This is a genomic window from Ensifer sp. NPDC090286 (assembly GCF_044769565.1).
Lineage (GTDB): Bacteria > Pseudomonadota > Alphaproteobacteria > Rhizobiales > Rhizobiaceae > Ensifer.
The window spans coordinates 1-13,730 of record NZ_JBIVYF010000012.1; the positions used below are offsets into that span (position 1 = coordinate 1).

Sequence of the window (13,730 nt, forward strand, 5' to 3'; positions counted from 1 at the left end):
GCAAAAAGCCGGATGGTCAGATGAAATCTGAGGGGGGTCAAAATTGGACGCCGATTACCCCGCCAAGGGGGTCAAATTTGCACGCCGAAACACACGGCAGATGATGGCGCGAAAGCCCACCGGGCGGCGAGCATCGTCAAAAACTGCCGAAACTGATCGAGCTGGTTATGGCAAGACCGCTGGGGCCGCCGCGAAACGACGACCTCCACCGAGAGGTTTCCTCAGCCAGATCATTGAGGAAGCGCCTCTTGCGCGGCCTCGACGGCTCGGCACCTTCCTACGCCGCAACAGCGTCCACCAGGTATGTGAGGAGGTCGGGATCGACGGTTGTAGGTTCGCCGGCCGCCCTCCGAAGTTCGACTGCGAGTAGCCTGTCTTTCTCGAACGAAGGACTGAGCTCTAGCTTTAAATAATCGAACAAGGTCCGCTCGTGAACCGCGATAACCACCTTCGTTCCATGAGCGCGCGAAATTGTCCGCAACAGCGCAGCAAACTGCGCAACGTGGACCTCGTCCATATTCTGAACCGGATCATCAAGTACAAGCCACGGAATTCTCGCTCCAACGGAAAAATGGAGAGCGAGAAACAGCGTTAATGCCGCCGTGTTCAAATTTCCCGCACTCAACATCGATCCCGGCGTTCCACCCTTCTTGCCATTCCGATGCACGGTTTCGAGTTTGGCGAAATCCTTAGAATCCGAGCCGGGTATCTTGAAGGCGGGAACAAATGGCTCGGTAGGGGCAAGACGAACAAAAAGGTCTCGCCAGAGCGTGTTCAATGACTCGTTGAAAACGCGTCTAACGATATTGGTTCGAGCTTCTTGCGCAGAATCGGCGATGCTCTTTGCCTGCCCTTTCAGCGTCTCCAGTTCGGCCACCGCACCCGTCAGCACCGTGCGCGTCTCTCGCGCCTCCTTAAGATTTTCCGCGATCTGTTTTCGACGGTCGTCAATCGATTTAAGTGTGGAAGCCGATTGTATGGCGGTCCGGCGGTGAGCTTGAAGAGAAGTTGCCTGGTCGACATCATTCTCCGCCTGGGCAGTTAACGCCGAGATTATAGTCTCAAAGGGTTCTCCGGTGAGATCGGTCCGTTCCATTTCCCCGGCCATGCGAATTGCAGCATTTAGAAGCTCGGATGCCCCACGATCTCGTTCGCGAAAACTTGCCAGCCGACCCTTCAGTTTAGCCTCGTCGGCAAGAAGGATAGTGCCGTTTATTGCCGGCCGCCACAGCCTGGCCAATGTGACCTTGCCTTCAGCGAAGTCGGCCTGGGCGTTTATCGAATTCGATCTTAGCTCGTCGGAAATCCGTTTGGCAGTCTCAGAAGCGAGTTCGCGCCGAAGCTGGGCAAGGCGGCTTGTCGATGCGGTCTTTTCCGACGCGAGGGCTGTTAAGCGGCCTGCGTCGTCAGTTAGCTTTGCGATGCTTTTTTGTACATGAAGAGACAGACGTTCATCCGGCGATACCTGTGAAAAATCCCGCCCACACACGGGGCAATCGTCGGTGTGAATATGAGGTAGAAGCGTTGCAAGGGCTCTCGCGAACTCACCGGCGTCCTGTGCAAGTCCTGAAATCTGAGAGTCGACGAGGAGCCCCCGCGCTTCTTCCTTCGCGATGCGGTCGTTGAGTTCGAATTCTTTCTTCTTTGCCGCTTCGTCGTTTTCCAGCAGCGTCTGAACACGAGTTAGTTCGTTCGCGATCCGCCTCTCAACCTCCTCAGCGGCGGTCGTCGGGTCGGTCGAAGACCAGGAGGGCAAGTCCGGAAAGTGGACGCGGAGAGAGGCGATCAGATCCTCCAATTCGGTGCCAGTCGTCGTTCGCCACTCTTTTGCGGCCTCTCGTGCCGTTTGTTCGTTCGCTTCTACCTGAGCGCGCTCTTCAGATCCTGAATCGCTTGGGAGCTTCGACCAGGCACTTGTGAGCGACCGGAGATCGTTCAGACGACGGGTTGCCTCTACGGCAACGCTTTCAGTGCCCACGTTGCCAAGCAGCGCGGTTAAGTCTTCGAGGTCGAACCCATCTGAGGGTTCTTTGGGTAACAGTGCATTCAATGCGGAATAAACTTTTCCAAGCTCTTCAGCGCGAGTTTTATCCTGGGTCGCAAGTTCAATCCTAAGTAGTGCAATTTCCTGGTCTGTTCGCTCGATCCGGCTTTCAAAAGCTCGATATTCCGGCACAAGATTTTTTGTCCGAGCTTTATGTCCTGCGTCGTGGAGACCATCAATCAGGGCATCGAGCTGGCTCAGCCCGAGCAGGTCTTTCACAAATTGAGTAAGGGCACTTTCGCCATCCTCGACCTTTGACTTCTGATAGATGTCGAGAAGGCGACCGAGCATCGATTGCGCGAGATAGCACCGTTCGCTGAAAAATTTGCTATCGTCGCCGTCAAGGTACGGTGTGCCGGCGATGCGGCCGTTTTCGATCATGAAGCTGCCACGATTCTCCGCGGGACCAAGAGGGCCTTCGATAACGACCTTGGCGTGTTGAGCCCCTTCGTGAACCACATGCCGCGCAAAATTCGCATCGTCTTCTCTCATCGCCCTGACGTTGCCAGTCAGAGCGAGCTCGAGGGCCGACAGGACACTGGTCTTCCCGGTTCCGTTGGGGCCATGGATCAGGATGATAGGTGCATCGAGTGGAACTCGAATTGTCCCAGAAATGCTTCGGAAGTCAGTGATGGACAGGCGATGGACATCGTCGAGGCTGCTCATTGGTCGCCCTCACCGGTTTCAAGTTTCTTTTCGGCGGTGTTGAAAGGTGCCGTTAGCCGCCGTTTCAACTCAAATTTAACAGCGGCAGCTCCGCGTGGAGACGCGTCAATGACCGACTTTCTTAACTGGGAATCTATAGACGCTGGTAGGAGCTGGATCATTTCCCCGAGAGGATCGGCGGCTATCCCTGTCTGCGGAGCGATTGGCAATGGCAACAGTACGGAAAGCCAATCACGCAGCAGCTCGTCGTCCTTCGTACCAGTCGGAGTGCCAACTGGTAGAACGCGACAGACTTTCGAGATTGACTCGAGGGCGCTTTCGGCTGGCCGCGGCCCGGTGAGGATTGCAGTAACCGGCCGTCGGGAACCAACCACATCCAGAGCCCGCCCGAGGCCACCAATTTTCTGACGTGTGCGCTGAATATCCTCAGCGATCGTATCGATGACGATCACCAGATCCGGATTCTTGTCCTGCCCGATCAGAACAGCGGAGAACTCAAAAGGGACGTTTCCGATCTTCAGCGGAGCGGGTACGCGCCGAAATGCTTTCGAACCTTCGAGGATCGCGACAACGTGCTCAACGGGTGCCAGTGTAGTGGGTGTCATAGCGTTGCCTCTTCCTTGAGCCTCGCCAATATCTCGTCGGTACTCGTGGCATTGACTATAAGCTCTTTGAAGCTGAACTCGCGATAACTGCTATCCGCATCGCCCCGCCCAAATCGTGACGACGGGCTCGTTTGTCGGCGAGCAACGCTGGCGGAACAGACGGCGACGATTGTGTCGCTATCGGCTTCATTTATGACGCCTTCGCCGATAAGCTTCGACAGTGTTTCATTGTTCGAGACTACGAACATTTTTTGCTGTTTCCCGGCCGCGCCGGAAATCGAGAAGCTGCCCATGTTCGCATCGCCAGTGACCGGTGAGATTTCCCATCCGTCCACCTCCGTCGCTAGACCGGTGATCCCAAGAAATACTCCCAGTTCCGGCATGCTCGACATCTGGACATAGGGATCGTTGGCCATTTGCCCAATAGGCAACACCCCAACCGGGGCGTAGATGCCTTTGGCTAGACCGCCAATCTCCCCGCGGAAAATCGAAAGGTTTCGTGTGATCCCGGCGACCAGCGCGTTCATAAACGCTCGCTTGTCGTCGCTGGTGTCACCCGCCTTGGATGCGAGCAGATCTCTCGCGCCGATGACTCCCTCCATGATCTTCGCCCGCTCACCCGCGGCCAATTGTGGTGCATCGACAAGCTCGATCAACTTCGCAAACTTCTGACCCAGTACGCTCAGAACCAATGCCGTCAGAAGTGGTTTTCCGTAAGCAGGGATTTTAGCTGCTTTTTCGATTTCGAGCTGGCTATCGTCATAATCGTCCTGATAGACGCTCTTGAGCATCGTCCCCTGCTCAGCGCCGAGCTCATCGCCTGCAAATACATAAGCGGGTGGATGCGAAGGCCAGGCGCGCTTCAGCATGGCGCGGCCGACCGAAAATATGTCCTTGATGTTAGAATCCTGGGCCGAAAGACCAATCATCAGAGTACGATGCGTGACGCTCAGTCCTTCCAGCTGATTTTTCATGAGGGCGAATTTAGGATCATTCGGCCAATCCGTAATCTGTTGGTCCCGACCTACGATGTACTCGCGATACTGCGCTTCCTGGCGCTTAGCCTGGATGGCGCAGCCGTGAAATTTGTGAAGTAGCGCTCGCCCGCCTGCACCCGGGATATCTTCCGCTCTCACCAGCACGGCAACTAACGTTTCATTGCCATCGGATAGGGTTGCTACCGCTTTTTCTACCAAGCCGTCCCAGTTGGCCGATGCGACTTTCGGAAATACGCCCTCCAGAACCAACACCGCAACCGCTGTATGTTCACAGTCTGGCTCAAGGTTATCGTCAGCGTAAGTTCCTCGGACGTCGACGACGTCCCACACCAAGTGGTCCGATAGCTGTCCCTGTATCCGTATGTCGAGGAGTAGTGCGTACTTGCCGACGAGGCGCTCGACAACGATGTCTATATTCGCCCAAGTCGCCGGATCCGCGCCCTGATCAACCGCCGCTTTCTCGCCATGGGTCAGCGCGAGGCCCAGTGCTTTGTCCAACGCGCGTTTATATGTTCCGTTGCCGATTTCAGCTCTGGCATTGACTGAAAGGTAATCCAGCACGCGTCTGGCGACTACGCGCAGGTCAGCCACTCTTTCCCGTGAGACTCCGGATCCCAACCAAAGGGCATACTCGGCTTTCGCAACGCCGGCCGCGACTTCCAGAAATTCCCCGTCGAAAAGTCTCAACGTCTCCAACACGGAGATGTTTGTTGCTGTAATCTTCTTTGGAATTTCCAAGATTTGTGCCCCCACGCGAAGCACTATAAGCTCAATTCGCGCTGAAATTGCAAGCAAAGGATGCTGCCGCGCGGGCGTTTTTGGGCGCCTCGGCTATCGGTTTATTGCATGCTTTCAGCGACTTTGTCGGTGGAAGAGGAACGGGTGAATGCGCAGGAACATCACGGTTGATCCGCTGGCGTATGCCAATCCCGTACAGAATCCAGAGATCACAGAGCTTCTCGATCTTGCCAGCGGCGAAATCCTAGACGCGATACAGTGGATTTCCGCCCGGCGCTATGATCACCTGATCGCTGACCGTGTCTCAATCCGCGAGAATTTGTCCACTGACCCGCGCTTCAGTTGCGCTCTCTGCCCAGTTCCTGTGTATCTCGTGTCATCGCCCGAAAAGCGCTTCTTCTTCCGGCACAAGAGCGAAGACGGATCGTGCCCAGCGAAAACCAGGTCAGTGTTGTCGCGGGAAGAAATCCAGGCTTTGAAATACGATGGTCAGCGGGAGAGCGAAGCACACAAGACTGCTAAGGCTCACATTGTCCGAAGCCTTGCTGCCGATCCCACCAACAGTGAGATACACTCGGAACGGCAATGGCGCTCGACTCGGAACCCCTCGAGCCGCCGGCAACCGGATGTGCAGGCACAAACTGTGTTCGGTCGCGTCGCGTTCGAAGTGCAGCTTTCGACGACCTTTCTCGATGTGGTGGCCGAGCGCCGCTCTTTTTATCGTCAGGAAGGAGCACTGTTGATATGGGTGATGGCGGGCTTCAATCCCGATGATCGAAGACTTACAACTGATGACCTGTTATTCTCGAATAATTCAAACATTTTAGTGGTTGACGAAGAGACGGCACAGCTCTCCGAACAAGAAAGCTGTTGCTACGTCCGCTGTCACTATCGCGTGCCAGACATAATCGACGGAAGCCTGAGGGACTGCTGGAAGAATGAGATTGTTGCGTTTCGAGATCTAACGGTAGACCCCGACAGCCAAACCGCCTGGGCGTATGACTATGCCGGTCAAGCCGACCTTTTGTTACAGCGACAGGAAGCGACCCGGCTGGAGGACGAGGAAGATCTCCGTCAGCGAATCTGCTCATTCTGGATAACGCGAAACCAACAGACACCTGAGACGGTGTCGCGCGCTAAGATATGGCAAGATTTTGTTTTCGAGCTCTCGGCGAAAGGTGTGCGCGCGCCGATCAACGATCGCTATGACCGCGCGGTAACTGGTCTTATGAATGGTGTCTTGAGCGCGCGCGAGAAGACGCCAGTAGGATGGGATTTTAAGAGTTTGATCCAAGTCGTTCATCGGATCTGCGATGGGTATCCGGAACACGCGCTAGCTTTAGGCTTCGCCCTTCGAGAATACGAATGTGATGACCTGATCAAAGCCCAAGACAAAAAGGGAAAATGGGCGAAACGATCGCAGGCCATCCGACAGGCCATTCTGAATGGCGATGAGCGCTTTGTCCCAGATCCCGAGACGTTGCCATTCCTGAAATTCATGTTTCCGTCAATCGGCGCGCGAGTCGAGAAGTTTCTTGCCTCGGGCTTGGCGAAGTCGCAGTTCTAAATCTCGGCAGCTGGGAACCCAAAGTATCACTTGTCTTATACTATCCGCATCGCGACACCATTGGACGAGAACATGCAGCGGGGGAGTGGGGCCTACGCACAAGGCACTGCCGGTCACTTACCGCGTGGCTATTTACCGTCCCACTGAAGGTGAGTCAGCGATTTCGGCAAACTCACTTCTCATAACTCAGCGAAAAGCTCTCAAGGAGAACCTTGCGAGTTGCGCCAACTTCCGTTCAAGCCACGTCCACAAACCGCTCCAAGCAATTAGCCAAAGTGCAGCGAGTATTAAGGACCAGATGGCGAGGGAGCCGCCAAAGCTCCAATGTTTTTCCCCCCAATTTCCAAGTGCGCCACCGATCGCTCCCAGCAAAACCACGCCGATCATGTAGAAAAGAAGTCCAGGCGTGCTGGCCTGGAAGCTGGCAAATGCCGTGAAATCTTCGATCGGATCATCTGGGTTTCCTTCTTTCCAGTGGTAAATCATCAAGCGAGAAAGGAGGCGCTCTTCTTCGGCCGCCTGTTTAGTCGAGATAGCCCTACCGCGAAGGTATGACGCCCAGAGCTTGGCTTCGAGCCGCCGCACCTTGCGCAACGGCGCATGCTGGGTGACTAGGGCGTGTCCGAGTTCGCGGATCAAAAAGTAGTGCACGCGGGTGATTTTGAAGGGGTTGGCCTGCGCCTTCTTCCTGATCGATGGTGGGAAACTTCGCTGTTCGTTGAGCCGGAGCTCAGTCAATTCCAGTCGCTGTGTCGAACTGACAAAGATACTGCCTTGGCCGTCGATTTCCTGTGTAAAAAGGCTCTTGGAAGCACCGACCAGATTCAGTCGCAGACGAATATATTGGTCCCCTTCACCAGCAGATCGCAAACGCTGGCAAATTTTCTCCGTAAAGACCAGAGTGCAGCCTGGCCCCTTGATGCCGTCTTCCACCGGAGCTACTTTGACATCCGCCCCGACAGCCACCTTGTGAACCGTAACGAAAGGCTCTCCATTCGATATGGTCGTGTATTTGAGGTCTGTCTCCTCTCCAATCTCCACGACAGTGTTGAAGACGGCGTCGAGCGTTTGAGCGAAGGTCATCACCTCGCTCAGGTCTATGACTTGATCGATTTCGACGGGTACGGGCAGATAAAAATAGATGCGCTTTAGCAGATGAACGTCAGACAGGCGCAATCCCATGTCTAGGAAGTTCGTCTTGGAAGGGGTGTCTCGCCACAGGTTGAAGTGAATTTCAAGGCGAGGCTGCTCCGGCGTGCCATCCTGCGGTGGCTGAATGCCATTTACCTGCTCAGGCTCATACCAAATCGCCAGGGTGCCGTTCATTTTGTTTGAAGACTCTCTCAGACCGCCAGGCTGAGCTGACCAGTCGAAGGTCGGCCGAGCTCGTCGTTCACGTACATGTAGGACTGGGGTGGGGTGAAGTTCTCGATCAGGTCGGAAGGATCGAGCGGGCGGTCGTAACGGCGGACATCTCCGACCGCAAGGGCGAAACTGCGGGTCCGCCCTGAGAAGTATTCGTCGAAGAAGTGCTTTGATATCCCGGAGAAGTCAGAGGTCAGCGCCCAAAGCTCGTCCGGCGTTTCGCAGAGGATTTCCTCGACGTCGAACTCGCCGATGATTTGGCCGACGGGCTGCGTGACGTAAACAACGACCGTCCTCACGTCTTTCGAACGGTAGATGCTTTTTCGGAATTCGAAGCGCTTGGTGCCTTCGAAGATCTTCTCCGCAAATTCCGGCTTAATTGACAACAAGACTTTCATCGACCTCACCCAGTTGAAGAATGGTAGCAAATTGATCATCGGTCAGAGGCCTAAGGTCCCACCGAGGAAACTCGCTGACGCCTACAACATTCATCAATGCACCGCGAGTGGGGCGCTTCGCGAAAGCCGCGTTGTATGTCATTTTGGCGACATAAAGGGGTTTGCCGTCCTCATAGCGCTCCAGGAGTTCTTGCTCGCTGAAAACGCTGTGATCCTTCGCAAAGGCTACGAACTCGTTGCCATCCTTAAAGTCTTTGCGAGAGTAGGTCTCTTCAACGACGCAGACGGACGTTGCGACAGACCTGTAGAAGGCTTTCCCCGAAATATCGGTCGTTCTATAGAAAACGACGAGATCGCCTTTCTTCATCCGCGTGAGGATCAAGCCCGCGATGTACACCTTGTGGATGGTGTTCGTGTGAGGGATGTCTTCCTCGGAGTTAGGATCTTCTGTCTTCAGGATGGAGTCAGGCAGAAGGGCAGTGTGGTATGCCGGTTTGATCGCCAATAGCCATTTTGCTTTCCCTTCGGTCTGCATGAAGGGATAGTCCTTGACGATGTTTCCGACCGTGGTTTCGAAAGACCGTAGTAGAACGAGCTCCTCCCCGTTCGGGGTCGTCTTTATCCCTTTTTTCTCAAAGCCGTAGCGCTCGAACAGCTTGATCAGCGAGGTGTGCGTGTCGAATACGGTAACGTAGACTTCAGCAACGTCTTCGAGGATGGCGTGGTCGAAAATGCGTTTGATGATCCGCTCGCCGAGCTTAGTACCCTTGGCATTCACCTTGAGCGTGCCAACCTTGAGTCTTTTCTTGGCTGGCAGGGGAGGCTGCACATCAGTGATCTTACCGGTCTCAACCTTGATGTATAGAAAGCCCCGAATTCCGCTACCATTTTCCTCGTCGATAACGTAGACGGGCTCCTGTGCCTTCTTCTTAAACCAATTAGAAAACTCACTGTACTGAGCTTTCAGGCTGTCAAAGAATTTGTCGTTAAGATCGACTTCTTTGAATTTGGTTGGGCGTAACGTTTGGCCCATGCGTCTCTCCCCGATTCGCTTCCGCCAAACATATCAAGTCGTTGCAAAACAACATATACTCATGCAATTTGAAGTGGTGACTTTCCCCAACGCTTTTTTGTCGTCAAGGAACGCTCCAGATTTTGGCGATGCTGAAGCAAACTCTCCGACTGCGGGAGGAACCTACTAACAGATCAGAACGTGTCGCAATTCTTGCGAAGGCCAATATTCGTCAGGTGATTAAGGGTGCTCAGGTCCCCTTCGTATCGCCAAGACTTGAACTGGTCCGCGGGATGAACCGCCAAAGTAGGCGCTAAAACCGGAGCTTTTTCGATGATGAAGGTCTCGACGATGAGACCTTCGAGTTGTCAAGCCGCATCTCAGTTCGGCGTTGCGGCTTCAATTAAAGACGTCGGCCAGTGTCAGCGCTTCAACTTCCTCTCTGGTGGGCAGATTGGTTAGCAAGTCCTTCGGGATGACGATCGACCATTCGAACCGGCCAGCGTAGCTTTCTGCAAGCGCCTGAAGCTGCTCGCCGTTCCATTTGAACGACATGATTGACATGGGAGAAAAGCCTGATGCTCTCCATTGCTCCAAATGTCGAAGATTGGCGATCCTTAGAAATCCAGCTGCTTCCTCCACGGAGTCGCGCAGTTTGGCCAATTCAGAAAGCCGGCTAGTGACCGTTTTCCCACGACGCATGATCTCTTTCGAGGCGTCGTTCTCGCCGTCGTCAGTCTTCCATGCTGGCAGCGGCGAACGAACGTCGCGGCAGGCCGTTGAAATTTTCAAAGCCACGATTTCGGGGTCGAAGTCCTCGGATAAGAACCCCAGTCCCTCAACCGGGATCGTCTTAGCACCAGGAGTGTTCGAAGTCAGTATTCGTCCACCTTTCGCAACCAGGTCACGATAGAGGAACGTAGCAAACCCGGGGGATTGCGCGTCGATAAACGACCGAAGTTCGGTAAGCTTCTTTGCCCGGCCGTGTAGTCGCAATACGACATCATTAATCTTGGGCAACGCTTTTTGAAGCTTGGGCCACAGGTCGATGTACTCAACGCACTTGGCCTCGATCCGAAATAGGCGCTCGGCGTCGGTATAGTTGTCACCGAGGTAGTGCTTAGCGCACCGATGTCCAATAAAGCGAACCGATCTATCATCGGGGAAGTATGCCATGCGCCCGGTACCAAACTTGGGGGATGAAGGGGAACACAATGGGCAGGGAACCTTTTCGCCTCCAGCCCGCAGCGGGGTCGGAACCCTGATCTCTTCTGAAAGGAGGATGACTGCCGCCGACCGCTTCGGTTTAGTGGTCGAAACGTCTGCAAAGGTCTCTGGCGAACCCGTCTCCGCGGTGTGCTGTCGCCAACGATCTATAAATTCCTGCGTCGGTCGGGTTTCAAAGACTGGGAAGCTATGCAAATCCGAATCACTCATAAGTATGCTCCGTTTGCGATTGCAACCAGTATAGTCGATTCGCGATCGAATTGGACGTTCACTTATCGTTCTCGCGTGATCCCCACAGAGCTTCGCCCTGGTGCTCGACCCGACGACCGTAAAGCTCTATCGACTGGTCGGATTGCGATGCTGAGGGCAGCTTTTTTGTTCGATGCCGTTCAATCGCGTAGGGATTGCACTTGCTCTACTAGGAGCGATAAACCCGTGACTCAATGCAGCAAAGGGAACTGCTTTGATTCTTGAGAAACTTGGACTTTCGCACGGCGATGAGCGGGTCGCCATTCTGGTGGGGCCTAACGGCTCCGGAAAGAGCAATTTTCTCAAATCGATCGCAACTGAAGCAAGGCAGTATCGGGACGTTGTTGTAGTCTCGAACACCACTCATGACCGGTTCGCAGGAATGCGTGGAATTGATCGGTTGTCGGCCGGAAGAGGCGGGCAGTCGCCAAAATCGATCATCAAGGCTTCGGTTGCTAGGACGATAGATGATGGCAGCTCGCTCTTCTACCAGGTTGGCTTGATCCTCGAATATTGTGGCTACGCACCACGTATCGGCTTCCGGGTCTTCCCTCGGTGGTTAAGACCCCTCGGCCAGGAAAAGGACCTGCCAGCAGACTCCGCTGAACTTCAAATTGCTCTGGCATTTCTCGAACGATATCCTAGTCGGGAGATAATCTGGATCGACCAATACGGGTCGCACCTGGATTTTTCTCGTGGCCGCGAATTTGCAGCCGTGCTGCGCAATGAAGAAATACTCGTTCGCACCCGCATGCTTTCCAAGCCGACCGAGGTGTTCTTAGAGAAGGGCGGGGAAATCATCGAGCTGAAAAGCGCAAGCTCGGGCGAGCTCGCTCTCATCTCGTCATTGGTGTTCCTGATCACCAACAATCGCCCGAAGCCGCTAGTTCTCATCGATGAGCCGGAAAACAGCCTGCATCCCGTCTGGCAGCGGGACTATATTTCGCGGGTTCTGACAGCGTTGGAATATCGCAACGCCTCCATCGTCATCGCGACGCATGCGCCACTGATCGTCACCGGTGCTTTGGCGGCTTTCAAAAATGTCGTTTCGGTGTACCAGATGAGGAGTGCTCTTCCTGAGCCGCTCAGCCTTATGGTTGCTTCAGCTGGAGGTTCCAGTATTGAGGAGATTCTCTGGCGCGCATTTGAGGTCATAACGCCGGCCAACCACTTCGTAAGTGCAGAATTAATGGATCTTGTTTCGAAGGTTGAGGGTGGCGACGTGAGCAAGCAAGCAGCGATGAACATAGTGAAAACCATGCGCGCTGAAAGCTTCGACGACCAGCAACAGCGATTTTTGAATGCCGTCGGCGAGTTGATCGAGAAGATCACCGGCCGAGTTGATGAGGCGGAGAATGGCTGACCCATATCTGCCCGAGCTCGCCGCCTTCGCTCTGAGTGATGACGAAACGAGCGTCGTGTCGGAAGCACTTAAAACAAGCAAACCATGGAACTGGAAACCCCCATGTCCGGTCAAGAGGGCGTCGCTGAAGAGTGCGAAGGACAAGATCCTTGCGTTCCACCTTCAACGGCATAATCACACGTGTTGCTACTGTAAGACGGGTCTGAAGGGCGCCGGGCCCTTCATGACCGACCGAGAACATGTCCTGCCAAAGAGTAAGGTGCAATTTAAAGCGTTTAGTTATGCGATCTGGAACCTCGGTGTGGCGTGCAAACGATGCAACATGCAGTTCAAAGGAACCGCTGAGGGATTTGTCGTGAATAAGGCTAACCAGGCCGCATTTCAGACCAGCGAAAACTACCGATTTATCCATCCAAACTTCGACCGATGGGCAGATCATCTGAAGCGCTTCGACGCCGGGATGGATGAAAAGAAGCTCGTCGTATTCTTCAATCCGACGAACAGCCAAAAAGGCGAATACACTAAAGAGTTTTTCAAACTGGAGCAGCTATCACTCAACAGCTTCGACCAGGGGCAGGGTCTGAAAACGACTGACCACCTCAGTCAGGCAGCGGCCCTGGTCTTGGCATTGGCCAAGATCTTCAGTCAACCCGTTCCGTGAAATAGGTTCGGGCGGATCATGGACACAAGGATCGACTGGCACCCGCTGTCACGTTTCCGAGCCCTCACGTGTCGAACCCGCCATAAAACCCATCAGCAGGTGGCGAATGCCGCACATCATTCCTTTTGCCGGACGACTTTACTCTGGATCGGTCAAACAAAATCTGCTCTGGCGAGATAGTGATGTCTTCCTTATGGACAATCACCGGGCAGCTCTTTGGTGCTGGCAGCAAAAGGTCGATCTCTATGCGCAACCGCACTCGTTGATGCATATCGACCGGCACTATGACGCGCTTCGCGTTGGCGTCCACACGAAGAAGATGCCGGACTTACGTATCCTTTCGGCGGTTGACTATCTCGCTGATGTGTTGGCGGCGCCGTCCGGACAGCTACCCAGATTTCGGTGGGATAATTACCTGTCCATCTATCTGAGGCAATTCCAAAAGCAGCTACGAACACTGCGGCTCATAACTCATAAGGACGGCGATCGTCCGCGGTTCAAACCTCAGTTCGAATCCGCACCCGATGAACTGCCAGAGAACATCGATTTTTGGTTGGAAGGCGGGCCATGGATCGTGAACGTTGATCTTGACTACTTCTTCTGCGCCGATACTTCTGGCAGCTGGATTCAAATGGTGTCCGACACCTATATCGACCAGACATTCCGGGGAGTCAGAAAGGCGATGGATAATGGCAGCGTTGCTGTCGTTACAGTCTGCCTGACCCCCGATGGATACACGCCAGGCGGCCGGAATGCATCCGGCTGAGCAAACGGATTTTCAAGATCCTCCGAGCCCGCCACCCACGGATATAATACAATCGCCGTGGCCGCTCAGTG

General features: G+C 54.4%; 11 protein-coding genes. 4 read left to right on the forward strand and 7 right to left on the reverse strand.

What is annotated here, in order from left to right; translation table 11 throughout:
- Positions 1–277 precede the first annotated feature (277 nt).
- The 3 genes from ACIQUG_RS33490 to ACIQUG_RS33500 are packed head-to-tail and all read right to left on the reverse strand — an operon-like array spanning position 278 to position 5,051.
- A complete protein-coding gene (locus ACIQUG_RS33490) occupies positions 278–2,710 on the reverse strand; it encodes an AAA family ATPase (RefSeq protein WP_402326683.1) in 2,433 nt (810 codons plus the stop codon).
- Entirely contained in the window at positions 2,707–3,315 is a 609-nt protein-coding gene (locus ACIQUG_RS33495) for a hypothetical protein (RefSeq protein WP_402326684.1), read from the reverse strand. The genes ACIQUG_RS33490 and ACIQUG_RS33495 overlap by 4 nt, the downstream gene beginning before the upstream one ends.
- A complete protein-coding gene (locus tag ACIQUG_RS33500) occupies positions 3,312–5,051 on the reverse strand; it encodes a hypothetical protein (protein WP_402326686.1) in 1,740 nt (579 codons plus the stop codon). Before ACIQUG_RS33500 ends, ACIQUG_RS33495 begins: the two co-directional genes overlap by 4 nt.
- A gap of 148 nt (positions 5,052–5,199) precedes the next feature.
- Here ACIQUG_RS33500 and ACIQUG_RS33505 point away from each other — a divergent pair, with 148 nt between their 5' ends.
- Complete coding sequence (locus ACIQUG_RS33505; protein WP_402326688.1) at positions 5,200–6,618, forward strand: DUF6035 family protein; 1,419 nt, start codon at positions 5,200–5,202, stop codon at positions 6,616–6,618.
- Between the two features lie 186 nt (positions 6,619–6,804).
- Here ACIQUG_RS33505 and ACIQUG_RS33510 read toward each other — a convergent pair whose 3' ends face one another.
- The 4 genes from ACIQUG_RS33510 to ACIQUG_RS33525 all read right to left on the reverse strand — a co-directional run bounded on the left by ACIQUG_RS33510 (position 6,805) and on the right by ACIQUG_RS33525 (position 10,830).
- Entirely contained in the window at positions 6,805–7,944 is a 1,140-nt protein-coding gene (locus tag ACIQUG_RS33510; protein ID WP_402326689.1) for a hypothetical protein, read from the reverse strand.
- 17 nt (positions 7,945–7,961) lie between these two features.
- Positions 7,962–8,381: an ASCH domain-containing protein gene (locus ACIQUG_RS33515; RefSeq protein ID WP_402326690.1), complete on the reverse strand. Its 420-nt coding sequence runs from the start codon at positions 8,379–8,381 to the stop codon at positions 7,962–7,964.
- Positions 8,359–9,414 (reverse strand): N-acetyltransferase, encoded by a 1,056-nt coding sequence (locus ACIQUG_RS33520; RefSeq protein ID WP_402326692.1) that lies wholly within the window; start codon positions 9,412–9,414, stop codon positions 8,359–8,361. The genes ACIQUG_RS33515 and ACIQUG_RS33520 overlap by 23 nt, the downstream gene beginning before the upstream one ends.
- Before the next feature lie 378 nt (positions 9,415–9,792).
- Positions 9,793–10,830 carry a hypothetical protein gene (locus tag ACIQUG_RS33525; RefSeq protein ID WP_402326693.1) on the reverse strand — a complete coding sequence of 346 codons (1,038 nt, stop codon included), beginning with the start codon at positions 10,828–10,830 and terminating at the stop codon, positions 9,793–9,795.
- 253 nt (positions 10,831–11,083) lie between these two features.
- Between ACIQUG_RS33525 and ACIQUG_RS33530 the strand changes: the two genes are divergently transcribed.
- The 3 genes from ACIQUG_RS33530 to ACIQUG_RS33540 all read left to right on the forward strand — a co-directional run bounded on the left by ACIQUG_RS33530 (position 11,084) and on the right by ACIQUG_RS33540 (position 13,659).
- Positions 11,084–12,232: an AAA family ATPase gene (locus ACIQUG_RS33530; RefSeq protein ID WP_402326694.1), complete on the forward strand. Its 1,149-nt coding sequence runs from the start codon at positions 11,084–11,086 to the stop codon at positions 12,230–12,232.
- A complete protein-coding gene (locus ACIQUG_RS33535) occupies positions 12,225–12,893 on the forward strand; it encodes an HNH endonuclease (protein WP_402326696.1) in 669 nt (222 codons plus the stop codon). The genes ACIQUG_RS33530 and ACIQUG_RS33535 overlap by 8 nt, the downstream gene beginning before the upstream one ends.
- 106 nt (positions 12,894–12,999) lie before the next feature.
- Positions 13,000–13,659, forward strand: a complete 660-nt coding sequence (locus ACIQUG_RS33540; protein WP_402326697.1) for a UPF0489 family protein — start codon at positions 13,000–13,002, stop codon at positions 13,657–13,659.
- Positions 13,660–13,730: the final 71 nt, after the last annotated feature.

Excerpts from the sequence above, each read along its gene's own strand:
- ACIQUG_RS33490 (WP_402326683.1), bottom strand. The coding sequence starts at position 2,710 with ATGAGCAGCCTCGACGATGTCCATCGCCTGTCCATCACTGACTTCCGA.
- ACIQUG_RS33495 (WP_402326684.1), bottom strand. The coding sequence starts at position 3,315 with ATGACACCCACTACACTGGCACCCGTTGAGCACGTTGTCGCGATCCTC.
- ACIQUG_RS33505 (WP_402326688.1), top strand. The coding sequence starts at position 5,200 with ATGCGCAGGAACATCACGGTTGATCCGCTGGCGTATGCCAATCCCGTA.
- ACIQUG_RS33510 (WP_402326689.1), bottom strand. The coding sequence starts at position 7,944 with ATGAACGGCACCCTGGCGATTTGGTATGAGCCTGAGCAGGTAAATGGC.
- ACIQUG_RS33515 (WP_402326690.1), bottom strand. The coding sequence starts at position 8,381 with ATGAAAGTCTTGTTGTCAATTAAGCCGGAATTTGCGGAGAAGATCTTC.
- ACIQUG_RS33520 (WP_402326692.1), bottom strand. The coding sequence starts at position 9,414 with ATGGGCCAAACGTTACGCCCAACCAAATTCAAAGAAGTCGATCTTAAC.
- ACIQUG_RS33525 (WP_402326693.1), bottom strand. The coding sequence starts at position 10,830 with ATGAGTGATTCGGATTTGCATAGCTTCCCAGTCTTTGAAACCCGACCG.
- ACIQUG_RS33535 (WP_402326696.1), top strand. The coding sequence starts at position 12,225 with ATGGCTGACCCATATCTGCCCGAGCTCGCCGCCTTCGCTCTGAGTGAT.
- ACIQUG_RS33540 (WP_402326697.1), top strand. The coding sequence starts at position 13,000 with ATGCCGCACATCATTCCTTTTGCCGGACGACTTTACTCTGGATCGGTC.